The sequence below is a fragment of the Dyella sp. AtDHG13 genome (assembly GCF_003201105.1).
GTDB lineage: Bacteria > Pseudomonadota > Gammaproteobacteria > Xanthomonadales > Rhodanobacteraceae > Dyella > Dyella jiangningensis_B.
The window spans coordinates 133913-156348 of record NZ_QICJ01000009.1 but is presented as its reverse complement, the minus strand read 5'-3'; the positions used below and the strand labels follow the sequence as shown (position 1 = coordinate 156348).

The 22436-nt window shown below is 67.2% G+C and carries 24 protein-coding genes; 4 read left to right on the top strand and 20 right to left on the bottom strand.

What is annotated here, in order from left to right:
- Positions 1-163 precede the first annotated feature (163 nt).
- Positions 164-538, top strand: coding sequence for a YciI family protein (locus tag BDW41_RS15715; protein ID WP_074549983.1), 375 nt, complete (start codon positions 164-166; stop codon positions 536-538).
- A 226-nt stretch (positions 539-764) separates the two neighbouring features.
- Here the strand turns inward: BDW41_RS15715 and BDW41_RS15710 are convergent, their stop codons facing one another.
- From BDW41_RS15710 to BDW41_RS15615, 20 genes are all read right to left on the bottom strand, one after another.
- Complete coding sequence (locus BDW41_RS15710; protein WP_074549982.1) at positions 765-2849, bottom strand: FUSC family protein; 2085 nt, start codon at positions 2847-2849, stop codon at positions 765-767.
- 78 nt (positions 2850-2927) lie between these two features.
- Positions 2928-3686 (bottom strand): N-acetylmuramoyl-L-alanine amidase, encoded by a 759-nt coding sequence (locus BDW41_RS15705; RefSeq protein ID WP_074550078.1) that lies wholly within the window; start codon positions 3684-3686, stop codon positions 2928-2930.
- 211 nt (positions 3687-3897) lie between these two features.
- Entirely contained in the window at positions 3898-4461 is a 564-nt protein-coding gene (gene yeiP / locus BDW41_RS15700) for an elongation factor P-like protein YeiP (protein WP_074549981.1), read from the bottom strand.
- A gap of 104 nt (positions 4462-4565) precedes the next feature.
- Positions 4566-5327, bottom strand: coding sequence for an SDR family NAD(P)-dependent oxidoreductase (locus BDW41_RS15695; RefSeq protein ID WP_074549979.1), 762 nt, complete (start codon positions 5325-5327; stop codon positions 4566-4568).
- Between the two features lie 75 nt (positions 5328-5402).
- A complete protein-coding gene (locus BDW41_RS15690; protein WP_074549977.1) occupies positions 5403-5978 on the bottom strand; it encodes a GNAT family N-acetyltransferase in 576 nt (191 codons plus the stop codon).
- On the bottom strand, positions 5975-6442 hold the full coding sequence (locus BDW41_RS15685; protein WP_074549975.1) for a GNAT family N-acetyltransferase: 468 nt from the start codon (positions 6440-6442) through the stop codon (positions 5975-5977). The genes BDW41_RS15690 and BDW41_RS15685 overlap by 4 nt, the downstream gene beginning before the upstream one ends.
- On the bottom strand, positions 6442-7035 hold the full coding sequence (locus BDW41_RS15680; RefSeq protein ID WP_074549973.1) for a YdeI/OmpD-associated family protein: 594 nt from the start codon (positions 7033-7035) through the stop codon (positions 6442-6444). Before BDW41_RS15680 ends, BDW41_RS15685 begins: the two co-directional genes overlap by 1 nt.
- A 228-nt stretch (positions 7036-7263) precedes the next feature.
- Positions 7264-7749: a GNAT family N-acetyltransferase gene (locus BDW41_RS15675; protein WP_074549971.1), complete on the bottom strand. Its 486-nt coding sequence runs from the start codon at positions 7747-7749 to the stop codon at positions 7264-7266.
- On the bottom strand, positions 7746-9065 hold the full coding sequence (locus BDW41_RS15670) for an amidohydrolase family protein (protein ID WP_074549969.1): 1320 nt from the start codon (positions 9063-9065) through the stop codon (positions 7746-7748). The genes BDW41_RS15675 and BDW41_RS15670 overlap by 4 nt, the downstream gene beginning before the upstream one ends.
- Positions 9066-9107: 42 nt before the next feature.
- Positions 9108-9482 carry a hypothetical protein gene (locus BDW41_RS15665; RefSeq protein ID WP_074549967.1) on the bottom strand — a complete coding sequence of 125 codons (375 nt, stop codon included), beginning with the start codon at positions 9480-9482 and terminating at the stop codon, positions 9108-9110.
- A gap of 27 nt (positions 9483-9509) precedes the next feature.
- Positions 9510-10274 carry a LytTR family DNA-binding domain-containing protein gene (locus BDW41_RS15660; RefSeq protein WP_074549965.1) on the bottom strand — a complete coding sequence of 255 codons (765 nt, stop codon included), beginning with the start codon at positions 10272-10274 and terminating at the stop codon, positions 9510-9512.
- The gene (locus BDW41_RS15655) at positions 10271-11527 is read right to left on the bottom strand and encodes a histidine kinase (protein ID WP_074549963.1); all 1257 of its coding nucleotides are present in this window, start codon (positions 11525-11527) and stop codon (positions 10271-10273) included. Before BDW41_RS15655 ends, BDW41_RS15660 begins: the two co-directional genes overlap by 4 nt.
- Positions 11528-11678: 151 nt before the next feature.
- The gene (locus BDW41_RS15650; RefSeq protein WP_074550076.1) at positions 11679-12575 is read right to left on the bottom strand and encodes a hydroxymethylglutaryl-CoA lyase; all 897 of its coding nucleotides are present in this window, start codon (positions 12573-12575) and stop codon (positions 11679-11681) included.
- A gap of 113 nt (positions 12576-12688) precedes the next feature.
- Positions 12689-13633: an OmpA family protein gene (locus BDW41_RS15645; protein ID WP_074549961.1), complete on the bottom strand. Its 945-nt coding sequence runs from the start codon at positions 13631-13633 to the stop codon at positions 12689-12691.
- 96 nt (positions 13634-13729) lie between these two features.
- Positions 13730-15718 (bottom strand): biotin carboxylase N-terminal domain-containing protein, encoded by a 1989-nt coding sequence (locus tag BDW41_RS15640; RefSeq protein ID WP_074549958.1) that lies wholly within the window; start codon positions 15716-15718, stop codon positions 13730-13732.
- 93 nt (positions 15719-15811) lie between these two features.
- The gene (locus tag BDW41_RS15635) at positions 15812-16330 is read right to left on the bottom strand and encodes a cupin domain-containing protein (RefSeq protein ID WP_074549956.1); all 519 of its coding nucleotides are present in this window, start codon (positions 16328-16330) and stop codon (positions 15812-15814) included.
- Positions 16331-16352: 22 nt separating this feature from the next.
- The gene (locus BDW41_RS15630; RefSeq protein WP_074549954.1) at positions 16353-16751 is read right to left on the bottom strand and encodes a VOC family protein; all 399 of its coding nucleotides are present in this window, start codon (positions 16749-16751) and stop codon (positions 16353-16355) included.
- A gap of 43 nt (positions 16752-16794) precedes the next feature.
- Positions 16795-17589, bottom strand: a complete 795-nt coding sequence (locus tag BDW41_RS15625; protein WP_074550074.1) for an enoyl-CoA hydratase/isomerase family protein — start codon at positions 17587-17589, stop codon at positions 16795-16797.
- 182 nt (positions 17590-17771) lie between these two features.
- Entirely contained in the window at positions 17772-18455 is a 684-nt protein-coding gene (locus BDW41_RS15620) for a hypothetical protein (protein ID WP_074549952.1), read from the bottom strand.
- A 231-nt stretch (positions 18456-18686) separates the two neighbouring features.
- On the bottom strand, positions 18687-19778 hold the full coding sequence (locus BDW41_RS15615; RefSeq protein WP_074549950.1) for an MBL fold metallo-hydrolase: 1092 nt from the start codon (positions 19776-19778) through the stop codon (positions 18687-18689).
- 234 nt (positions 19779-20012) lie between these two features.
- Here BDW41_RS15615 and BDW41_RS15610 point away from each other — a divergent pair, with 234 nt between their 5' ends.
- The 3 genes from BDW41_RS15610 to BDW41_RS15600 are packed head-to-tail and all read left to right on the top strand — an operon-like array spanning position 20013 to position 22395.
- A complete protein-coding gene (locus BDW41_RS15610; protein ID WP_074549948.1) occupies positions 20013-20258 on the top strand; it encodes a FeoA family protein in 246 nt (81 codons plus the stop codon).
- Positions 20255-22099 carry a ferrous iron transporter B gene (locus BDW41_RS15605; protein WP_074549946.1) on the top strand — a complete coding sequence of 615 codons (1845 nt, stop codon included), beginning with the start codon at positions 20255-20257 and terminating at the stop codon, positions 22097-22099. Before BDW41_RS15610 ends, BDW41_RS15605 begins: the two co-directional genes overlap by 4 nt.
- Positions 22096-22395 (top strand): DUF6587 family protein, encoded by a 300-nt coding sequence (locus BDW41_RS15600; RefSeq protein ID WP_074549944.1) that lies wholly within the window; start codon positions 22096-22098, stop codon positions 22393-22395. The genes BDW41_RS15605 and BDW41_RS15600 overlap by 4 nt, the downstream gene beginning before the upstream one ends.
- Positions 22396-22436 lie beyond the last annotated feature (41 nt).

Here is a 22436-nt window from a genome sequence, read left to right as displayed (position 1 = left end):
AAGCGGGCGGGGCTGGCTTGGTGCCGGGATTGCTCCGCTCAGGGGCGGCGAGATTGCCGGGGCATGGCCGTGGAATGAATACCCGCCGTTACGCACATGCAACCGCAAGCTTCTGCCGTCATGATGTCGGTCGCGATCGCACTTGCTTGCCACGGGAGGCAACATGAAGTTCCTGGTGATGATCTACAACGACGACGCCCTGCTCGACGCCCTGCCGGCAGGCGAGTTCGACAAGATGATGCACGGCTGCTTCGTGCATGCCGACGAACTGCGCGCTGAGGGCCACCTGCTCGACTCCATGCAGCTCGAAGGGCCGAACCAGGCCAAGTCGCTGCGCGTGCGCGACAACAAGATGAGCGTGATGGACGGCCCGTTCGCCGAAGCCAAGGAATACCTCGGCGGCTTCAACCTGATCGAGGCGGCGGACATGGACGAGGCCGTGCGCATCGCCTCGGAATTTCCGTGGGCACGCACCGGGCGTATCGAGGTGCGGCCGGTGCGTGATATCGACGCCGTGAGGCGGCGTGTCGGGGCCTGAGGTTTTACGGGTTCCACCGGCCATTTCACGATCTCCGTGAAATTCATTCCCCTCACCGTCATTCCGGCGCAGGCCGGAATCCAGTGGCCTTACAGTACGGTTTTCGCAGAAAGGCAAAAGGTTTTGACGTCACGGCGAAAACCGGGCGCTTCCGCTACTGGATTCCGGCCTGCGCCGGAATGACGGTGAGGACATTGGACGCCAGCGCGAGTTCTTGAACAGGTCCCTACACCGTCGCCGTGGACTTGTTGGGACTACGCCCCGTGATGTGCGCCAGCGTGTTCACGTTGTCCACCAGCCGGTCGCTGATGCGCGTGAGCAGTTCGGCGGCCTGGCGGTCCTCGGCCATGGTGAGCAGGGCGGCGAAGGTGCGTTGCAGTCCGCGCAGGTCGGGCAACTGCTCGGGCGCGCGGTGGGCGCGCAAGGCGTTGGCGATGGCGTGCAGCGCGCCGGCGGCGTGATCGACGAAGGAGCACATTTCCGCCGTTTCCGGCAGGCTGGGGTGATCGTCGATCAGCGCTTCCAGCGTCATCGCCGTGCGCGCTAGGCGGTTGCCGTTGGCGAACAGCGCATTGGCCAGTTCCAGCAGCTGCACGGGCGTACCGGGCTCGGCGCGCATGCGGTCCAGCGAGGCCTGCGCGTTGCTGCGCGCGGTGCGTGCCGCCGTGCGCGCCTCGCGGCGGCCGTCGCGGCGCTCCGGGCGGGCGAGCGCGTTGAGGTAGTCGGCATAGGCGTCGAGCATGTCCGACAGCGCGGCGCGTGCGCGTGCGCGCTCCCAGGTGGGCCATAGCACGTAGGCGAGCAGGGCGATGCCGCTGCCCAGCGCGGTGTTGATCACGCGATCCATCACGGCGTCGCTGGAGTTCACGCCCTCGAACGACAACAGGATCACCACCGTGCCGGTCAGCGCCGCCACCGCCACGCCGTAGTGCGCGGTGGCCAGGTAGCGAAAGCCCATGCACAGCACGGCCATCAGGGCCAGGTGCGCCCAGGCTTCGTGCGGGGTGAAATGCAGCAGCGCCGTGGTCAGCACCAGGCCAAGCACCGTGCCGACCACGCGCAGCAGGCCGAAGTTGAAGGTGGCGGCGAAATCGGGGCGCAGCACGATCGCCGCCGTCATCGGCAGCCAGTAACCGTGGGGCAGGCCGAGTTCGCGCGACACCAGCAGCGTGGCCGACAAGGTGATGGCGGTGCGCACGGCATGGCGAAAGGCCACCGAATGCGGCGTCAGATTGGCGCGCAGGGTGGCGCGCGCCGAGCTGCTGCGCAGGGCGGCGGGCAAGGGCGTTTCCGCGGCGGCGGCGCGCAGTTCGCCGCGGCTGCCGGCCCAGTTCGCGTTGCGCACCGCGGCGGCCAGCTGGCCCGACAGCGCGTGGATGTGCGTCGCCAGGCCGTCCGCCTTGCCGCCATCGCCGAGCAAGGCGTTCTCGCTGGCCTGCAGGGTCTGCAGCGCGTGCTCCGCCTGCTGCGGCGATTCGGCCGCTTCCAGCGCATCGGCGATGGCCGCCAGCACGCGCGCGGCGTCGCCACGGAACATGGCGTGGATGGTCGGGTTGGCGCGCAGTTCCGCCATCGCCACGAGTTCCAGGCGGATGCGTTCGGCCAGCTCCAGCAGCACGCCGAAGGCTTCCATGGCGCGACCGCGCGCGTGGTGGCGGCCCAGCAGGGTGTGCTGCAGCGTGGTCATGGCGTCGGTGAGCGCGGGCACGTCGGCATCGTCGTGCTCCTGCTGGCGCGCGAGCGAGGCGAGGCCGCGATACACGTCCGCCAGCGCATGCCGCTCGGGGCGATAGCGCTGCAATGGCCACGCGGCGACGGAGAACAGCGTAAGCAGCAGGCCACCGGCGAAGATCAACGCCGACGCACCCAGGGCCTCCGCGAAGGGCCGTGGCGTGGCGGCGGTGACCACGAGCAGGATCATGCTGGTCATGCCCACGCGGGCCATGTCCGCGCCGAACACCACCAGCAGGCCGCCGAAGAAGCCGAAGGCGGCGGTGGCGATCAGGATGGGAATCAACTGGTCGCCGGTGAGAAAGCCGATCAGCGCGGCCAGGCCGGCGGCGAGCGAGGCCAGCAGCAGGCGCGTCATGCGCTGGCGATACGGGCCCGGTTGATCCGAGAACATGGTGTCGAGCGCGCCGGCGCCGATGCCCAGCCCGATCCCTGGATGCCCCGTGGCAATGCCGATCGCCAGCGGCAGGATGACCGCGGCGGTATTGCGCACGACCACGCGCACCGGCACGTCCGGGCGCTTGGCGGTGAGCAGGCTGTCGACGACCGTGGCGCGCAGCGAATAACCCGTCGAAGACATGACGCGGCAAAGCTCCTTGGTGACGCGAGGGATTTTGCCTCAACCAGCCTGAAGCAAACGCGACGGATCGACGGGCCGTCAGCCCGATGGTGCGACGAGTGTGCCGTTGCCGGCACCGAGCTGCCGCGACAGCGCGTACAGGATGCGCAGGTCCTGCGCGTCCAGCGTGTCGCCGCTGACGCTGGCGTCCATGCCACGGAAGTGGTGATGGAAGGAATGCACCGTGGCGGCGCGGTTATCCAGCGGATAGCCGATCAGGCCCAGCGCCGCCCACGGATCGAAGCCGAGCGGCGGATCGACCAAGGGCCCCTGCGGCCACAGGCCGAAGCCGGCCTGCGCCAGCTGCTGCCAGGGAAAGCGCGGGCCCGGATCGTCCTTGCGCCCCGGCGCGAGGTCTTCGTGGCCGATGATCTGCGTGCGCGGAATGCGCAGGCGATCGGTGAGGTCGGCCAGCAGGCGCAGCAGGCTGTCGATCTGCACCTGGGTGAAGGGCGAGTCGCCGTCGTTGTCCAGCTCGATGCCGATGGAGCCCGAGTTCACATCGGTGATCGTGCCCCAATGGCCGGCGCCCGCATGCCATGCGCGTTCGCTGTCGGCCACCAGTTGGTAGATGCGGCCGTCGTTGCCGACCAGATAGTGCGCACTCACCGGGCCGCCGCTATTGGCCGTACGCAGCGTATGCAGCGCCTGCGAGGCGGATTGCTCGTTGGTGAAATGGATGACGATCAGCACCGGGCGGCGCGCGTCGAAGTTGGGCGAGGGCACCCATTGCGCGATGGGGTTGCGCACCGGCGCCGGTGCACACGCCGAAAGCGTGACCGCCAGGCACAGCGACATCAGCCAGCGGCGGAGGGAAAACCAGCGGACATGCGGGGCAAGGGAGCGCGACACGGCATGGCTTCCTGACAGGGAAGTGGCGAACGTGCCGCAGCGCCGCCGTGGCGTCAAGAAGAGCGAGAAGTGAGTGAAGAGTAGTGAGGAGCGAGAGAGGAGCATCGCGCTGGCGGGCTTTCTCTCACTTCTCACTCCTCTCCCCTCGTTCCTGCCCTCAAGCCCGTCCGGCGAACTCGCCCGTCAGCGTGTTCACCCACACCTTCTCTTCGTTGGTGATGTATTCGGGCACCTGGATTTCGATGCCGGTGTTGAGCTTGGCCGGCTTGGTGCGCTTGGTGGCGCTGGCGCCCTTCAGTTCCGGCGCGGTGTCGACCACGGTCAGCGTGACGCTGGTCGGCACCTGCAGGCCCACCGGCGCGTCGTCGATGAGCTGCACGTAGTAGCCCTCGACGTCCTCGACCACGTAGCCCGCGTTGTCGCCCACCAGTTCCGGCGAGAGCAGGTACTGGGTGTAGTCCTCCTTGTCCATGAACACGAAGACCTCGCCGTCCATGTACGAGAAGTTCGCCTCGCGGCGGACCAGGTCCATTTCCTTGAGATCGTCGTCGGCGCGCAGGCTCAGGTCGAACTTGCGGCCACCGGGGATGGAATACATGGTGAAGCGGAAGGTGACGTTACCGCCACGCGCGGTGGGCGCGCTGCGCTCGATGTCGCGCACCTGGTAGACGGTGCCATCGTGTTCGACCACGTTGCCTTTCTTGACGTCGGAAGCTTTCATGTTTTGGAGGGAATAGAGAATGGTGAATAGGGAATAGTAAGAGCAGGGAGCGAGACGCGGGCGGGGCTTTTGCTATTCCCCATTCCCGATTCCCTATTCCCTGATTACTTCGGAGCCAGACGAACCGCGCCGTCGAGGCGGATGGTTTCGCCGTTGATGTAGCGGTTGCCCAGGATGAAGCCCACCGTGCTGGCGAACTCGTCCGGCTTGCCCAGTCGCGAGGGGAAGGGGATGGAGGCCGACAGCGATTCCTGCACCTGCGGCGGCATGCCGTCCACCATCGGGGTCCAGAAGATGCCCGGCGCGATGGTCGCCACGCGGATGCCGAAGCGCGACAGCTCGCGCGCCATCGGCAGCGTCATGCCGACCACGCCGCCCTTGGACGCGGAGTAGGCGGCCTGGCCGATCTGGCCTTCGTAGGCGGCCACGGAGGCGGTGTTGATGATCACGCCGCGCTCGCCGTCTTCGCCCGTCTCGTTGTTCTGCATCAGGGCGGCGCCGGCCTTGGCGACGTTGAAGCTGCCCACCAGGTTCACCATCACCGTGGTGGCAAAGGTGTTGAGCGGCATCGGGCCTTCCTTGCCGAGCATGCGGCCCGCGCCCAGGATGCCGGCGCAGTTCACCACCACGTTCAGTCCGCCCATCGCGGCGCTGGCGGCGGCGACGTTGGCCGACACGCCTTCCTCGGAGGTGACGTCGGTGCGGTAGAAATGGCCGTTCAGCACCTTGGCGGCTTCCTGGCCCTTTTCTTCGTTCACGTCGAGCAGGGCCACCTTGCCGCCGTTGGCGACAAGGTACTGGGCCACCGCGTGGCCGAGACCGGAGGCGCCGCCGGTGATGATCGCCTTGACCTGGTTGAGCTGCATGGAACGTCCTCGGTAATGCCAAAACGCCAATGGTAGCCGAGGAGGGGCCGGGCCCGCGCGGGCGCCGGGAGGGTGTCAGGCGTTGGCGCGCTGCAGCAGGGCGGCCCAGTCCGGCGTCTCGCGCAGTTCCGCGAACGGCACCACGCGGCGGGGCGGGTTCTGTGGCGCCTGCAGTTCGAGTTGCCACACGCCCACGTCCCACCAGGCATCGAGCTTGTAGCCCGCGCCGCGCCATACGCCGGCGGGCGCAAAGCCCATGGCCTCGTGCATGGCGACGCTGCCCTGGCCGGGCAGGGTGATCACGCCGACCGCCTGGTTGATGCCCTGCAGGCGCATGGCGTCGAGCAAGGTGGCGTAGAGGCGACGGGCGATGCCGCGCCGGCGGGCGTCCGCGTGGACGTAGATGGACGTCTCGGCGATCCAGTCATACGCCGCGCGTTCGCGGAAGCGGCTGGCATAGGCATAGGCGAGCACGCGGCCACCTTCCTCCCACACGATCCACGGGTAGTGGCGCAGGCGCGCGAGGATGCGTTCGCGCATGGCGTCGACGCCGGGCAGTTCCGTTTCGAACGTTTCCACGCCGCGCAGTACCGACGGCGTGTAGATGTCGTGCACGGCAGTGGCGTCGTCGCCATGGGCAATGCGGATCATGCGAGGGCTTTCTCCATGCAGATGCTGCGCGGGTTGGCGCGATGTTCACCAAACGGTGGACAGCGACGATAACCAGCGTGCCCATAGAGTTCCAGCGCTTCCGCCTGCGCGGTGCCGGTTTCCAGGCGAACCACCTTGCCACCGGTGCGCGCGATCTCCGTTTCCAGAGCATCCAGGAGCTGCTTGCCCAGGTCGAGCCCGCGGCAGGCTGGCAGCACGTACATGCGCTTCACTTCCGCGTAGTCGCCGTGCCGCACGATGGCGCCGCAGGCCACCGGCGTGCCGTCGACACGCGCGGTGAGAAAGGTGACATTGGCTTGCTTCAGTTCCTGCGCCGTCACCGGCCGTATGTTGCCGGTGGGGTAAAGCTCCGCCAGATAGCCGTCCAGCTCCCGGATCAATGGCGAGACGTCGGGAGCGTCCGGGTCATCGATTCCGAAATGGAGCCGGGGGGCTTTCAGCATTACTCGTATTTCCAGTTGCGCCGTTTACCTTCGGCCAGCCACTGCAGTGTAGTGGCGATGCGCTTCTGGCGCGTGGCGTCGGTCTTTGCCCCGTTGATCCACTCCACGTATTCGCGTCGCGCGCCGGGCGGAAAGGCCTCGTAGGTCTTGCGGGCGGCGGCGTGTTCCTCTTTCGCGAACTGTGCCGCCAGGTCATCGGGCAGCGGCGGCGCGGGCCTGGCCGCGGCCCGGGCGCGCCGGGACTTCGCACCCGTCTCGTTGAGCGCCATCGCCTTCTGGATATAGGCCACGAGCACGTCGCTGGGCGGCAGGTCCTTGAGCGAGGTCAGCTTGCCGAACTGGCCCATGCCGTTGTCGTTCTTGGCGCCGACGATGTCCTTGTAGCGCCAGAAGCCCAGCGAGCAGTGCTGCTTGAATGCCGCCATCGAGCAGATGGGCGCACCCTTGTAGTTGAAGAAGGGCATGCTCCATTTGACGTCCTCTTCAACCTGGGGGCAGACCTCGTGAATCAGATCCCGCAGGTGTTCGAGGATGGGTTGGGCGAACGGCTGTGCTTCCTTGATGTAGGTGCCAACGCGGTGGTCACGGGCCATGGTGGTTTTCCTGGACGTACTCTGATCGGTTCACTGCGAGGGCGCTCATTCCGTGGGCCCTCCGATGCGTGCTGCACTGACGACGACGGGATATGCATCCCGGGCGGGTTGAAGCGCCTCGCCCCTGATGTCCGTGCGCCATGGCCGCCATGCGCGGCGTCAGTGCCCGCACACCCTACGAGCTTGCAGGAGCAGATGCCACACTTCGGCGAAGGGATGAGAGCATTCCTAAATTTCGCGCAGATAGAACCGATCGCAGCTGAAATGCCCGGTGCCGCCCATGGGCGAGGCGATGGCGCGAAAACCATGGCGCAGATAAAGCGCCTTGGCTGCGTCCATGCCGGTGAGCGTTTCCAGATAGCAGCGTCGGAAGCCGTGCGCGCGGGCCGCGTCCAGGCAACGCAGCATCATCGCGCTGCCCGCGCCGACGCCGCGCGCTTCGGGCAGGAAATACATCTTGCGCAGCTCGCATACGTCGGCGTCGCCGCCTTCCAGCGGCGCGATGCCACCGCCGCCGATCACCTTGCCGTCGCGCTCCACCACGAAGTACGCGCTGCGTGGACGCGTGTAGGCCTCGTACATGGCATCCACTTCCGCATCGTGGATGGCGAAGCCGGGACCATCGGCGCCGAACTCGGGCATGACTGCGCGGATGATGCCGGCGACGGCGGCGTTGTCGCGTGCTTCGATGGGGCGGATGCGGATATCGGTCATGGCGTGGTCGCTGGCGTGCGGTAGATGGTGCCGTCCTTCATCACGAAGACGGGATGCTGAAGATCGTCGATGTGCGCGCTGGGATCGCCCGTGAACGCCGCGAGATCCGCGCGCAGGCCGGGAGCGATGCGGCCGAATGTGCCTTGCTGGCGCAGGATGCGCGCGGCGACGTTGGTGGCGGCGTGCAAGGCCTGCGGTGGCGTCATGCCATCGCGCACCATATTGGCCGGTTCGCGCCAGTTGTCGCCATGCGTGAACACGCCCACGTCGCTGCCGTTGCCGATGAGTACGCCAAGCTTGAGCGCGGTGCGGAAGGCGCGTTCGGCCTCCTTCATGCGCGCGGTGGGTTCGCTCTGGCCGGGCACGTAGTGCTCGAAGTATTGCGCCGTGGATTCCACGGCGGTGAGCGTGGGCTCATACGCCGTGCCGTGTTGCTTGAGCAGGCGGAAGGTCGCCTCGCTCGCGCCGTAGCCGTGCTCGATGCTGTCCACGCCGGCCTCCACCGCGAGGCGTACGCCTTCGTCGCTGGAGGCATGCGCCGCGACAGGGCGGCCCGAAAGATGCGCGGTATCCACGATGGCCTTCATTTCCGCCAGCGACAGCGTGGGTTGCGTGCTGCCGTCCACGCCTACGCGATAGTCGGCGTACAGTTTGATCCAGTCCGCGCCGTGCCCGGCCTGTTCGCGCGTGGCGCGGACGGCTTCGTCCACGCCGCTGATTTCCTGCGCGCCGCCGGGCAGGTCGATGTCAGGGCGGAATCCACGTGGCCCGGGACCATAGCTGGCCGTCGCCACGATGGCGCGGGTGGCGACGAACATGCGCGGCCCGGGAATCATGCCTTCGTCGATGGCGCGCTTGACCGACACATCCGCAAAGCCCGCTCCTTCGGTGCCCAGGTCGCGCAGCGTGGTGAAGCCGGCGAGCAGGGTGGCGCGCGCATGGGCGGCGGCCTCCAGCGTGCGGTAATCCTGCGGCTCCTTCAGTACCTGGTCGTTCCACAGCGTTTCGTTGTAGGGATGCAGGAACACATGGGAATGCAGGTCGATCAGGCCGGGCGTGAGCGTGGCGCCGGGCAGGGCGATGCGCTGCGCATCCGCTGGCGCCTTGAGGGTGTCGACGGGTCCCACCGCGGCGATGGCGCCGTCATGCACCAGCACCGCCCAGCCGGCGTGCGCGGCGTCGCCATCGGCCGTCCATACGCGATCGGGTAACAGCAGCGTGTCGCCCTTGGTTGGTACGGCGGTCGCCGCATTGGCGCTGGTGATGGCCAGTGCCGCCAGAAGTCCCGCCCAGGTCTTGCCACGTGTCCAGCGCATCGCGTACTCCCCGCCGTCGATGCGCCCGATTGTAGGGCGTGTTCAGGGCGCGGCGGGAGTCGCGCTGGCGAGCTGCCGGGCGCAGTCATCCGGGGCGACCGACGTGGTGGTGACGCAACTGGTGAAGTCTTCGGGCAGGCGCGTAAGCAGGAGCGTGTCGCCCTCGCGCATGGAGAACACGGTGATGGGCGGCTTGCAGTTGAGCTGCCGGGTGCCGCACGAGCCGGACAGCACGGTGTAGTGGCATTCGCCGCTCTCGCTGCGCAGGCAGCGCAACGTGGCCAGCGCGCCCGTGATCTGGATCTTGCTGTAGATCAGGTCGATGCCGTTGACCGCTTCGTGCGTGACGACGTTGCGTGTCGGCTCGCAGCCGGTCAGCGACAACAACAGGTAGAACAGAAGGATCAGCTTTTCCATGGCGACCTCTCGTGGCGGCATCGCCGCCTACATGTTCCGGAACAACGTCATGAAGGGTTGGCTCACCACCAGCGTCTCGGGCCGCTGCTTCAGGCGCAGCGTGCCCTTGCCGGTGTCGTCGCGCACGATGGAGGCGACCGCGCGAAGGTTGACGATGGTGGAGCGGTGGATCTGCTTGAACACGGTCGGGTCGAGCATGGCGGCCAGTTCGCGGATGGGCTTGCGCAGCAGCGCTTCGCCCTCGGCCGTCATGGCGACGGTGTACTTGTTGTCGGCGCGGAAATAGGCCACGTCGTCCACCATGATCAGGCGCGTTTCGCGGCCGTTGCTGGCGGTGATCCAGGTGAGCGGCTCGCCGCGCGCACCCGAATGCAGCAGCACGTCGCGCAGCAGCTGCGACAGCGCGGCGGCCTCGGTGGCCTTGGGTGCGACTCGCGATTGCAGACGCTGCATGGTGGCGCGCAGCCTGGCCTCGGTGATGGGCTTGAGCAGGTAATCCACCGCGCCACGCTCGAACGCATCGATGGCGTACTGGTCATACGCCGTGGTGAACACCACCTGTGTTCCCGGACTGGCTTCCGCGGCGGCTGCCGCGACTTCCAAACCGTTGAGGCCGGGCATGCGGATGTCGAGAAAGGCGATGTCCGGCCGCTGCGCATCGATGGCTTCCAGTGCGCTCGCGCCGTCCTCGCATTCGGCGAGCACCTGCAGCTCGGGCCACACGCGGGCGAGCAGGTCGCGCAGCGCCGTGCGCAGCAGGCTTTCGTCTTCGGCAAGAATCGCGGTGGTCACGACGCGTCATCCGTGGTGTCGGTGCGCGCAGGCACGGTGAGGGTGGCGGCGACGCCTTCGGGGACGTTGCTGACGACCGAGAGCGAGGCCTCCGCGCCGTAGATTAGGCGCAGCCGTTCGCGCACGTTCTTCAGGCCGATGCCGGTGCCGCCGCCTGCCTCGTTGAAGCCGCGCCCGTCGTCCGCCACGGTGATGGCGATGGCGCCGTCGTCGCGGCGGGCGAGTATCCACACGGTGCCGCCGCCGGGCTTGGGTTCCAGGCCGTGCTTGATGGCGTTTTCCACCAGCGTCTGCAGCATCATCGGCGGGATGGCGATGGCGCGCAGCGCATCCGGCACGTCGATCTGCAGCGACAGTCGCGGGCCCATGCGCAGACGCATGATTTCCAGATAGGCACGGGTGCGTTCCAGTTCGTCGCCCAGCGTGGAGAGCGCGTCGTCGCGCTGCGGCAGGGAATGGCGCAGGTAGTGGATCAGGTGCCCCAGCATGTGATCGGCCTGCTGCGGATCGGTACGCGTGAGGTACTGCGCGCTGGCCAGGGTGTTGTAGAGGAAGTGCGGTTCCACCTGGGCGTGCAGCAGGTTGAGGCGCGCGACGGTGCGTTCCTTCTCGCTTTCCGTCTGGCGGGCGCGCATCTGCTCGTTGCGGCGCTTTTCGGCGATGCGGCGCGTGATGGCGCGGGTGATGCCTTCGGCATTCTCCAGGTTGGTGCCGTCGTCCACGCGGAACCAGTCGCTCCATGCGCCGGCCTCCGGTTCGCAGATCAGGGTGACGCTACCGGTGCCGTCGCCCGGCGTGACGGTGGCGAAGATCTGGTTGCGCAGGTGGCCGAACCAGCGCGAGGGATCCAGCCGGCCCAGCGGGTTGTGTCCGTAAGGCTTGGGACGCTGCACCTTGGCGCGGATCTGCAGGCTGTCGCGCGCGCTTTCCACGTCTTCCGTGCGCGGCAGTTCGCGGATGGCCGCATCCAGCAGGTCGAACGCCTCGCCCGCCTCGAAGGGGATCTCGATCTGCCGCCGCTGGCGGTTTCCCATGGTGCTGTCGTCGAGATGGCCGGCGATCAGCCGCACGCGGCGCAGATGCGACACCGCGCTGGTCACCACCATGAGCAGGGCGATGAAGATCACCAGCACGAACCCCGGCCCGGAATCGCGATAACGGAACATGGGGCTGTTGGCGAGCAGCAGCGCCGCGAACAGCAGCACGAAGAACCAGAACACGACCAGGCGGGCTACGAAGAAAAAGCTCTTCATCACGACAGCATCCTTGGCTTGGATGGGATGTGCCGGAGCATAACCAGCCCGCTTGCCGCCAGCGCGCGCTTTTCGACGAAAACGCGCCCGGGGCGACGAAACGGCCCCGGACGGGAGTGAATGCCGGCGGGCAAGGGCGCCCGCGGGCGGATCAGGCGGCGGTGAGCGCGCGCGTCACGCGGCTGGCGGTTTCCTTGTGCAGCTGGCCGGCCAGCCAGGCGCCGGTGGCGACCAGGATCTCCAGGTCGATGCCGGTATCCATGCCCAGCCCGTGCAGCATGTACACCACGTCCTCGCTGGCCACATTGCCGGTGGCGCCCTTGGCATACGGGCAGCCGCCCGTGCCGGACACCGCGCTGTCGACCACGCGCACGCCTTCCTCCAGGCAGGCCAGGATATTGGCCAGCGCCTGCCCGTAGGTATCGTGGAAATGCACGGCCAGCGCGGACATCGGCACCTCCGCGGCCACCGCCTTGAGCATGGCGCGCGCCTTGGCCGGCGTGCCGACGCCGATGGTGTCGCCGAGCGACACTTCATAGCAGCCCAGCTCGTGCAGGCGGCGCGCCACGCGCACCACGTCGCTTACCGGCACCTCGCCCTGATAAGGACAGCCAAGCACGGTGGAGACATAGCCGCGCACTTTCACGCCGTCTTCCTTCGCGCGCTTCATCACTGGGATGAAGCGTTCGATGGATTCGTCGATCGACGCGTTGATGTTCTTGCGGTTGAACGCTTCCGACGCCGCCGTGAACACGGCGATCTCCGTCACGCCGACGGCGTGTGCGCGTTCATAGCCCTGCGCGTTGGGCACGAGCACGGGATAGCTCACGCCGGGCACCTTGCGGATGCCCTGGAACACTTCGGCGGCATCCGCCAGTTGCGGCACCCACTTAGGGCTGACGAAGCTGGTGGCCTCGATGGTCTTCAGGCCGGTGCTGGAAAGGCGATCGATCAAGGCGATCTTCACGTCGGCCGGCAGCAGGGTCTTCTCGTTCTGCAGGCCGTCGCGCGCGCCGACTTCGACGATGCGGACATGGTTTGTGCTCATGCCATCGAGCATAGCGCGTTCCCGTCGCCGACGCCGGAAATCACGCGTTCAACACAAAAAAAGCCGGAAGCGACGTATCGCTTCCGGCATCGAATGCGCTCAGTGCAGGGCGGTTACTGGACCACCAGCTCCACGCGGCGGTTCTTGGCGCGTCCGGCATCGTCCGCGTTGCTGGCTACCGGCGCGAGCGATGCCACGCTCTTGGCTGCCATGCGTGCGGCCGGCACCTTGTAGTCGGCGGCCAGCGTCTTGGCCACGGCATCCGCGCGGTGCTGGGCCAGGTCGAGGTTGTGCGCGAACTGGCCCTGGTTGTCGGTGTGGCCGACGATGTACACCTTGAGCTTGGGATTGTCGTTGAGCAGCTTGGCCATCTCCGCCAGCTCCGGCTTCGACTCAGGCTTGATGTCGGCCTTGTCGGTGTCGAAGTAGATGCCGTAGAGCGCGACCTTGCCATCGCTGTTCAAGGCATTCTGCATGCTCTTGGCATCGAGCACCTTCACCTGGCCCGTCGCCATCGGCTTGGGTTCGACGATTTCCTCGTAGACGTAATTGGCCTTGTTGGAATCGGTGTCGTCCATCAGGAAGAGGAAAGCCCAGGTGTCGCCGTCCGGGCCGCTGCGCTTGGCCAGCACGGCGCGCTGCTTGTCGTTGAAGCTGGCGGGAAAGGACACGGGCATCACGCGGCCGGAGTTGACCACGACCGCACTGAACTCCTCGCCGCACTCCCTGCCTTTGCAGCTGAACACGGTCTGGAACTTGCCCGCCGCCAACGCCTGCTCGTAGTTGCGGCTGATTTCCAGCAGCGAGTGATTGCCGTCGATGCGATAGCCGATGCGGGTGATGCGGCCTTCGACCGTCATCATCTTGCCGTCCTTCGTGGCGATGGGGGCGTTCGGCAGCTCCGCTTCGTCGTAGTCGGACTGCTTGTAGTTCTCGATCTTGGCGCCGGTGAAGCGGCTCAGCAGGGGATGATCCTTGCTGCCTTTGACGTCTTCGGCGTGGATGGCAAACGTCGAGGCGGCCAGCAACAGGCCGAGGAGGGCGGGCTTGCGTAGCATGGGGTTCTTCCTTGAAAGGGCTGCCTCGTGGCAGCCCGCACTTTGTAATCGCAAATTTGTGCGCTTGTGTGACTGCGGGCTGACCCGCGCGTTGCGTCAGTCGGCGAAGCGCAGCAGAACCGTGTCGGCTTCCACAAAATCGCCTTGCGCGGCATGGATGCTTGCGAGCGTGCCGGCGCGGGGCGCTTTCAGCGCCAGCTCCATCTTCATCGCTTCCATCACCAGCAGTTCCTGCCCTTCCTCGACGGCGTCGCCGGCTTGTGCCTTCACCAGCACGATGCGGCCCGGCATGGGAGCGACGATCTGGTTACCGCCCGCGGCTTCCTTCGATTCCCACGCAAACGCGGCCGCGCGTTCGAAGGCATGGCGGTTGCCGTGGGCATCGTGCAGGGTGACGCGCGCCGCGTCGGCGCGCAGCGGCACGCGCACGGATTCGCCGTCGAAGCGAGCACTGAGCGCCTCTTCACCGAGGCGCGCGCCTTGCACCTCGCATGCGGTGTCGCCATGGCGGAGCCGATAGTTGCCGTCGTGCCCATAGGCTTCGATTTCATGGCGCTGGCCGTGCAGCGAGAGCGCAACGAGGCGCTTGCCCGCATGGCCCACGCGCCAGGCGTCCGCGCGCGACCATGGCGAATAGGGATCGCTGGCAGTCGCCTGCACATGCTTCTCGTCGACCATCAGCGCGGCGACGGCGGCGGAGAACAGCACCCGTGCGTGGGGCGCAGCGTCGCCGGCCAGGAACTGGTCGAGATGACGATCCAGATAGCCGGTGTCGATGCGGCCTTCGACCACCACCGGATGGCGCGACAGGCGTTCCAGGAACGCGATATTGGACTTGGGCCCGACGATCTCGCAGGCCATCAGCGCATCGCGCAGGCGCTGCAAGGCCTGCGGGCGATCCACGTCCCACACGATGAGCTTGGCGATCATCGGGTCGTAGAAGATGGTGACGGTGTCGCCCTCGATCACGCCGCCGTCCAGGCGCACGTGGCGAGAAGGCGAGGGCAGGCGCAGCTTCAGCAGCTTGCCGGAACCGGGCAGGAAGTTCTGGTCGGGGTCCTCGGCATACAGGCGCACTTCGATCGCATGGCCGTGCGCCTTGATTCGTTCCTGCGCGAGCGGCAAGGGCTGGCCGGCGGCCACGCGCAGCTGCCATTCCACCAGGTCCAGACCCAGCGTTTCCTCCGTCACCGGATGCTCGACCTGCAGGCGCGTGTTCATTTCCATGAAGAAGAACTCGCCGTCCTGGCCGACGATGAATTCCACCGTGCCGGCGCCGACGTAGTTCACCGCCTTGGCGGCAGCCACCGCGGCGGCGCCCATCGCCGCGCGCCGTGCGTCGTCGAGGAAGGGCGAGGGCGTTTCCTCCAGCACCTTCTGGTAGCGACGCTGCGCTGAGCACTCGCGCTCGTTGAGGTGGATCACGTTGCCCTGCGTGTCGCCGAACACCTGGAATTCGATGTGGCGCGGGTGTTCGACATAGCGCTCGAGAATCACGCGCGTATCGCCGAACGAGCTGGCGGCTTCGCGCTGCGCGGAAGCCAGCGCATCGGCAAATTCCGCCTCGCTGCGCACGATGCGCATGCCCTTGCCGCCACCGCCGGCCGCGGCCTTGATCATCAGCGGGAAGCCGGTGCGGCGCGCCTGTTCGGCAAGCACCGCGTCGGACTGGTCCGCGCCGTGGTAGCCGGGCACCAGCGGCACCTGGTGTTGTTCCATCAGCGCCTTGGCGGCGGCCTTGGAACCCATGGCGTCAATGCTTTCCGGACGCGGGCCGATGAAGGTGATGCCGGCCTCGGTGCAGGCGCGCGCGAAGGCGGTGTTCTCGGAGAGAAAACCATAGCCGGGATGGATCGCCTGCGCGCCGCTCTTGCGCGCGACGTCCAGGATCACCTCGCCACGCAGGTAGGATTCCGTGGGTCGCGGGCCGCCGATCGGCCAGGCCTCGTCGGCCAGCCGCACGTGTTGCGCACTGGCGTCGGCCTCCGAATACACCGCAATGGTATGGATGCCGAGGCGACGGCAGGTGCGAATGACGCGGCAGGCGATCTCGCCGCGGTTGGCAATGAGTACGCGCTCGAACATGCGGCTTCCGGGGATGGTGCGAAGCCGCCAAAACTAGCAGATTGCCGCGCTGCCGCCGATGCGCAGCGCAGCATGGGCATGCCGCTGGCCTTGCTATTCGCCTTCCCAGTAGCCCACTTGCATGTCCGCGCGCGTCACCATCCTGAAACCTTGCGGCGAGCCATCGGCGGCGGGCGGGTATTCGGCGAGGATGCCGATCTTGCCGGTGTCCGGGTATTCGCAGATCTCCGGCGTTTCCTTGGTGCTCACCGCGAGATAGCGCAGCTCGGTGGTGCCGGTGTTGATGATCTGGTGCGCCTTCTCCGGGCCGCCCGGCGGGCAGGCGATCACGTCGCCGGCGCGTATCGGATGGCGCTCGCTGCCGATGCGCACCTCGCCGCTGCCTTCGAGGATGAAGAACATCTCCTCGTTGACGCGATGGTTGTGCAGCGGAAACGCGCGTTTGCCCGGCGGCACGGCGGTGATGTTGTAACCCAGCTTCTTCGCGCCGATCTGCATGGAGAAGCGGCCCATGCGTGCCTCGAAGCGCTCGGCGGTATCGCCGGTAGGGCCCATGCCGGGCGGAAAGGGCTGCAACTCGACGTCGGCGATGTTGATGATGGGATGGGTCATGGCGTGATGTCCGTGGCGGGAGTCATTCCGGCGCGTGGCAGACGGCTTCGATGTTGTGGCCGTCCGGATCGAGCACGAAGGCGCCGTAGTAGTAGTGCGCGTGGTAGTGCGGGCGCAGGCCCGGCGCGCCGTTGTCCTTGGCGCCGGCGTCGAGCGCGGCACGATGGAAGGCCATCACCGCCGCGCGGTTGGGCGCCGTGAACGCCACGTGCACCGAGCCGGACGGGTGGCTGGCGTGCTGCGAGGTGCCGATCCAGAAGGTGGGGCGACCGTGCATGCCGAAGCCGGCGTGGGCGCCATCGCCGGTCTGCTCCGCCGTCACTTCCAGGATCAGCTCGCCGCCCAGCGGCGCAAGCACCTTGCGGTAGAACTCGCGGCTGCGTTCGTAGCCCGACACCTGCAACCCCACGTGATCGATCACGGCATGGCTCCCTTGCGTGGTGAGATGCCGAGTATGCGACGCCTCAGTCCTGCACGCACCAAGCAGGTGCCCGCTTGGACAGGAATGCCCCCAGCCCTTCCTGGCCTTCCGCGGACACGCGCAGGCGGGCGATCAGGGCAGCGTTCTCGCGGTCGAGCGCGGCGGCGTGCGTCTCGTCGGCGCCAGCCATGCGCAAGGCAAGCTGCTTGGCTTCCGCCTGTGCCACCGGTCCGGCCTTGGCGAGCTGGGCGGTGGTGGCGTGGACAGTGGCGTCCAACTGGTCGGCGGGCACGCATTGGTGAAGCAGGCCGATCTGCAACGCCGTGGCCGCATCGAACAGTTCACCGGTAAGGAACAGGCGGCGCGCCTGGCGCAGGCCAATGGCGTGGATGACGTAGGGCGAGATCACGGCCGGCACAAGGCCGAGTTTCACTTCGGTAAGGCCAAAGCGCGCCGTGTCCACGCCGATGGCGATGTCGCAGCAGGCCACCAGGCCCACGCCGCCGCCGTAGGCCGCGCCATTCACGCGGGCGATGGTGGGCTTGGGCAGGTATTGCAGCGTGCGCATCAGGCTGGCGAGTCGCAGCGAGTCGTCGCGGTTCTCCGCTTCGCTCGCGCCCACCATGCCGCGCATCCAGTTCAGGTCCGCCCCTGCGGAGAAGCTGGCGCCTTCGCCAGTGAGCACCACGGCACGCACCGCGGCGTCCTTGCCCGCGTGTTCCAGCGCCATCGTGAGTTCGGCGATCAGGCCGTCGTCGAACGCGTTGTGCACCTGCGGGCGGTTCAGCGCGATGCGGCGGACGCCGCGCGAGTCCGTGATGTGGAGAAAATCAGGCATGAGGCGGTCCATGGAATGTCTTCGGCGACATTCTGGACCACCGGGAAAGGCGCGTCACGCGCGTGGGCACACACGGCAATGAACGGCTTGCGTGCACGCTGCCATCAGGACGCGCGTTCAGCGCTTCAACGCGTCCTTGCTCGTTTCATGGAAGGCGATGTCCGCTGCGCGAAGCATCCGCATCACACCGGCGGCAACCATGTGAGCGGGTCGACATCGGACGCATGTTCCTCCACGGGCGAGGCCAGCGCGGTGTCGATCGGAAGGGTGTCATGCTCCAGCTCGCCATCTTCCTTGTCGTTGATGGCATGGAGCCGCTGGCGATGGCAGGAGCCGCGCCGGCGCTTGCCGCGCAGGACGAGCAGGCGCACCTGATCGGAGCATTCGGGACACCAGGTGCCATGGCGTATTTCCCGAGGCTGGGCACGCCAGCGGTGTCCATGGCGACAGCACCACAGGGCCTCGGTCGATGCGAATTTCAGGTGCTCCGTCAGGCATCGCCCGCCGAGTTCCTCCGCGATGCGAAGCGCTTCGTCCAATACCGTCAACCGCGAGGCTTCGGCGCAATGGGGACACGCGTTGCGCTGCAACGAGGCGTCGCCCTTCCTGTCCCACTCGTGGCCCGCCGGGCAGCGGAACCGATACAGCGCGTGTATGCCTTCGAACGTCGTGTTCAGGCACTCCACGCCCTGCTCGCGCGCGGCGGTGTGCAGGCGAGCCAGCTCGGCCTTGGCGCGGCGAAGATCCCGCTGGCGAAGGAAGGCCTCCAGGCGTTCCTTGTCTTCGTGCTGGCTGGAGGACAGGGGAGTCCTTCCACGGCGGGGCAAGGGCGGTGCGCCAGCAGCATCCCTGGGCTGATCGGTCATGGGTCCTGGTTCTGGTAATGGCCGGATGCCGGGCCCATGCAGAGCGCGCGTGCCATGCGCCGCACCAGTCCCGGCTTGAAGAAAACTTGCCATTTGCCATGCAGGCGAACAATCGGACGATTCTTGTTTTACAGGGGGTTTCACCGCCTTTTCGGCGCTGTTCGAGCATTCTTTCGCGCGCCAGTTCGTGTAGGCGCTCGCTGGATATGCGTGCGGTTCGTCGGACGCGGACTAATCCTTTGCCGGCAGCACAAGAAACTCCGCTGCTTCCAGCGCCGATCCCTGCCAGTGGCCGGCGCTCACGTCGCGCCACCACGGTTGCACGCTCTCCACGCGCGCGGGTTCGATGGCTTCGCCCAGCCGTGGCATGACCAGGCCTTCGGGCACCTTGGCCAGCAGGACTTCGGCGGGTTCGGCCCAGGGATGCATGGCCAGGTTGAAGGTGCCCCAGTGCACGGGCAGGAAGCTTCCGCTGCCCAACTGGCGCCACGCGGTGATGGCGTTGTCCGGGCCCAGGTGCACGCTGCCCCACGACGGATGGAACGCGCCGACCTCGATCATCACCAGGTCGAACGGCCCGAGTCGCTGGCCGATCTCCGCGAAATGCGGCGACAGCCCCGTGTCGCCGCTGAAGAAAACGCTATGGCGTTCGCCGCGCAGCACGAAGGAGGACCACAGCGTGGCGTTGCGGTCCCGCAGGCTGCGGCCGGAGAAGTGGTGCGACGGGGCGGCGGTAAGCGTCAGCCCGCGCGGCAATGTGGTGCTTTCCCACCAGTCCAGCTCGATGATGCGTTCGGGCGGTACGCCCCATGCTTCCAGATGCACGCCCACGCCCAGCGAGGTAATGAAGGGCACCTGCAGTTTCGCCAGTGCGCGGATGCTCGGGTAGTCGAGGTGATCGTAGTGGTCGTGCGAGATCAGCACGGCATCCAGTGGCGGCAGCGCGGCGATGTCCACCGGCACTGGCTGGAAGCGCTTGGGGCCCATGAAGGAGAAGGGCGACGCGCGTTCGCCCCATACCGGGTCGGTGAGCACGCGCACGCCGTCGATTTCCAGCAGCACGGTGGAATGGCCCAGCCAGGTGGCGCGCAGGCCGGTTTCCACGGGCCGTGTCCACGATGGGCGCGGATCGAGCGAGGGCAGGGGCTTGGAGGGCGTACGGCCTTCCCCGCGGAAAATGAAATCGACCAGGGAGGGCCGCTCGTCCTCGATGCGCGGCGCGCTGGAGCGGTAGGTGTTGATGAAGCCTTCGCCGCCGTACTGCGGCGAAGCTTGCATGCGTTCCAGGCGTAACCCGGCCGCATGTCGGGTGAACAGAGCCATGTGGACCTCGGCATCAAAGGGGGATCTGGCGGAGCGTGGGTGCCGCCTTGCTGCCGCGACGCCCCATGGGACGGCTATCGGGGCGCGGACGCCGGGTTCCAAGTGCCGGGCGAGGGACGAGGTTTAGCGTTCATGTTCTTGCGGCGGCGCCCGGGCATGGCAGCCATGTGTCGCGCTGCAGTCCACGGGGGAGTAATGTACAATGCGAACCATTCTTATTTAAGTTGGTGACCAGTGCGCCTGTCCGATCTTCCGAAAGGGGCTACTGCCGTGGTGGACCGAGTGGACGATGCTCATGCTTCCGACGCGATCGCGCAGCGCCTGCGCGACCTCGGTTTCGTGTCGGGCGAGCCGGTGCGCATGGTGGCGCAGGGGCCGCTGGGCGCCGATCCGCTGCTGATCCAGATCGGCTCCACGCGCTTCGCCCTGCGTCGCAAGGAAGCTGAGCGCGTGCTGGTGACTACGGAGGCCGCCGCATGAGCGCCGGCACGCTGCGCATTGCCCTGGTCGGCAATCCCAACTGCGGCAAGACCGCGTTGTTCAACCAGCTCACCGGCGGCCGCCAGAAGGTGGCCAACTACGCTGGCGTGACGGTGGAGCGCAAGGAAGGCCGTTTCACCGCGCCTTCCGGCCGCGTGCTGCACCTGCTCGACTTGCCCGGCACGTACAGCTTCGATGCCACCAGCCCCGACGAGCAGATCACCCGCGACGTGCTGGAAGGCAATTATCCCGGCGAAAGCGTGCCCGATCTGGTGGTCTGCGTGGCCGACGCCACCAACCTGCGGCTGCACCTGCGCTTCGTGCTGGAAGTGAAGCGGCTTGGGCTGCCCGTGGTGCTGGCGCTGAACATGATGGATGCCGCGCGCCGTCGCGGCATCGTGGTGGACGTGGCGGAACTGTCGCGCCGCCTGGGCATGCCCGTAGTGGAAACCGTGGCGGTGAAGCGCAACGGCGTGCAGGCGCTGATTGCCCGGGTGGATGGCGAGATCCCGCAGGCCGCGCCGGCACAGCCCGACGACGCGGCCAGCCGCGCGGACCTCCATGCGCAGGTGCGTGAGTTGCTGGCGGCGACCGTGACCATGCCGCGCGCCACCGCAAAGATCGACGACGCGCTGGATCGCTGGGCGCTGCACCCGGTGTTCGGCCTGGCGATACTCACGGCGGTGATGTTCCTGGTGTTCCAGGCGGTGTACGCGGCCGGCAAGCCCATGTCCGACCTGATCGGTGACGGTTTCGGCTGGCTGGGCGAACACGTCACGTCATGGATGCCCGCGGGGCCGCTGCAAAGCCTGCTGGTCGACGGCGTGTTCGGCGGCCTGGGTACCGTGGTCGGATTCCTGCCCGTCATCCTCGTGCTGTTCTTCTTCATCCTGGTGCTGGAGGAGTCGGGCTACCTGCCGCGCGCGGCCTTCCTGCTCGATCGGCTGATGGTGTCGGTGGGCCTGACCGGGCGTTCGTTCATCCCGCTGCTTTCCAGCTTTGCCTGCGCCATTCCCGGCATCATGGGTACGCGCAGCATCACCGATCCACGCGACCGGCTGTCGACCATCCTGGTCGCGCCGCTGATGACCTGTTCGGCGCGCCTGCCGGTGTATGCGCTGCTGATCGGCGCCTTCATTCCCACCCGCCGCGTGCTGGGCATCTTCAACATGCAGGGCCTGGTGCTGTTCGCGCTGTACGCGGTGGGCATCGTTGGCGCCATGGCGGTGGGCTGGGTGATGAAGAAGATGCGTCGCGACCGCAGCGAGCATGCATTGCTGATGGAGCTGCCTTCGTACCGCTTGCCCAATGTCCGCGACGTGGCCATCGGCCTGTGGGAGCGCGGCATGATCTTCCTCAAGCGCCTCACCGGCGTGATCCTGGGCCTGACCATCCTGATGTGGTTCCTGTCGAGCTTCCCGGCGGCGCCGGCCGGCGCCACAGGACCCGCCATCGACTACAGCTTCGCCGGCTACATCGGCCGCGGCCTGCAGTACATCTTCGCGCCGATCGGTTTCAACTGGCAGATGAGCGTGTCGCTGATTCCCGCCTTCGCCGCGCGCGAAACCGCCGTCGCCGCGCTGGCCACGGTGTACGCGGTGGGTGGTGGCGATGCCGATGGCGCGGGCCTGGCGCAGGCGCTGACGGCCAACTTCTCGCTGGCCAGCGCGTTGTCGCTGCTGGTGTGGTTTGCGTTCGCGCCGCAGTGCATGTCCACGCTGGCGGTGATCCGCCGCGAGACCAACTCGTGGCGCAACGTGGGTATCTCCTTCGGCTACATGTTCGCGGTGGCGTATGTCGCTTCCTTCCTCACGTACCAGATCGCGAGCTGGCTGACATGAGTACAGGCCTGCTCCTGCAGTACGCGGTGGTCGGCGTAGTCGTGTTGATCGGCGCGTGGATCACGCTGCGCAAGCTCGCGCCACGGATGACCAGCCGCTGGCTCGCCACGCTGGCGCTGCGCCTTGACCGCGCCGACAGCGCCGCATGGCAGCGGGCGCTGGCGCACCGCCTGCAACCGAAGCAGTCCACCGGCAACTGCAGCGATGGCTGCGATACCTGTGGCTCCTGCGGTCCCAAGCCGCCAGCGGCAGCCCGCGACGTCTACCCGCTGGAGTTTCGTCCGCGCGGCAAATGAGGCCAAGTGGAACGACCGGAGCGCGAATGCGCCCCGGCCGT

Bases quoted from the DNA above. Each gene is read 5' to 3' on its own strand.
- BDW41_RS15715 (WP_074549983.1), top strand. From the start codon at position 164: ATGAAGTTCCTGGTGATGATCTACAACGACGACGCCCTGCTCGACGCC.
- BDW41_RS15710 (WP_074549982.1), bottom strand. From the start codon at position 2,849: ATGTCTTCGACGGGTTATTCGCTGCGCGCCACGGTCGTCGACAGCCTG.
- BDW41_RS15705 (WP_074550078.1), bottom strand. From the start codon at position 3,686: ATGTCGCTGTGCCTGGCGGTCACGCTTTCGGCGTGTGCACCGGCGCCG.
- yeiP (WP_074549981.1), bottom strand. From the start codon at position 4,461: ATGAAAGCTTCCGACGTCAAGAAAGGCAACGTGGTCGAACACGATGGC.
- BDW41_RS15695 (WP_074549979.1), bottom strand. From the start codon at position 5,327: ATGCAGCTCAACCAGGTCAAGGCGATCATCACCGGCGGCGCCTCCGGT.
- BDW41_RS15690 (WP_074549977.1), bottom strand. From the start codon at position 5,978: ATGATCCGCATTGCCCATGGCGACGACGCCACTGCCGTGCACGACATC.
- BDW41_RS15685 (WP_074549975.1), bottom strand. From the start codon at position 6,442: ATGCTGAAAGCCCCCCGGCTCCATTTCGGAATCGATGACCCGGACGCT.
- BDW41_RS15680 (WP_074549973.1), bottom strand. From the start codon at position 7,035: ATGGCCCGTGACCACCGCGTTGGCACCTACATCAAGGAAGCACAGCCG.
- BDW41_RS15675 (WP_074549971.1), bottom strand. From the start codon at position 7,749: ATGACCGATATCCGCATCCGCCCCATCGAAGCACGCGACAACGCCGCC.
- BDW41_RS15670 (WP_074549969.1), bottom strand. From the start codon at position 9,065: ATGCGCTGGACACGTGGCAAGACCTGGGCGGGACTTCTGGCGGCACTG.
- BDW41_RS15665 (WP_074549967.1), bottom strand. From the start codon at position 9,482: ATGGAAAAGCTGATCCTTCTGTTCTACCTGTTGTTGTCGCTGACCGGC.
- BDW41_RS15655 (WP_074549963.1), bottom strand. From the start codon at position 11,527: ATGAAGAGCTTTTTCTTCGTAGCCCGCCTGGTCGTGTTCTGGTTCTTC.
- BDW41_RS15650 (WP_074550076.1), bottom strand. From the start codon at position 12,575: ATGAGCACAAACCATGTCCGCATCGTCGAAGTCGGCGCGCGCGACGGC.
- BDW41_RS15645 (WP_074549961.1), bottom strand. From the start codon at position 13,633: ATGCTACGCAAGCCCGCCCTCCTCGGCCTGTTGCTGGCCGCCTCGACG.
- BDW41_RS15640 (WP_074549958.1), bottom strand. From the start codon at position 15,718: ATGTTCGAGCGCGTACTCATTGCCAACCGCGGCGAGATCGCCTGCCGC.
- BDW41_RS15635 (WP_074549956.1), bottom strand. From the start codon at position 16,330: ATGACCCATCCCATCATCAACATCGCCGACGTCGAGTTGCAGCCCTTT.
- BDW41_RS15625 (WP_074550074.1), bottom strand. From the start codon at position 17,589: ATGCCTGATTTTCTCCACATCACGGACTCGCGCGGCGTCCGCCGCATC.
- BDW41_RS15620 (WP_074549952.1), bottom strand. From the start codon at position 18,455: ATGACCGATCAGCCCAGGGATGCTGCTGGCGCACCGCCCTTGCCCCGC.
- BDW41_RS15615 (WP_074549950.1), bottom strand. From the start codon at position 19,778: ATGGCTCTGTTCACCCGACATGCGGCCGGGTTACGCCTGGAACGCATG.
- BDW41_RS15605 (WP_074549946.1), top strand. From the start codon at position 20,255: ATGAGCGCCGGCACGCTGCGCATTGCCCTGGTCGGCAATCCCAACTGC.
- BDW41_RS15600 (WP_074549944.1), top strand. From the start codon at position 22,096: ATGAGTACAGGCCTGCTCCTGCAGTACGCGGTGGTCGGCGTAGTCGTG.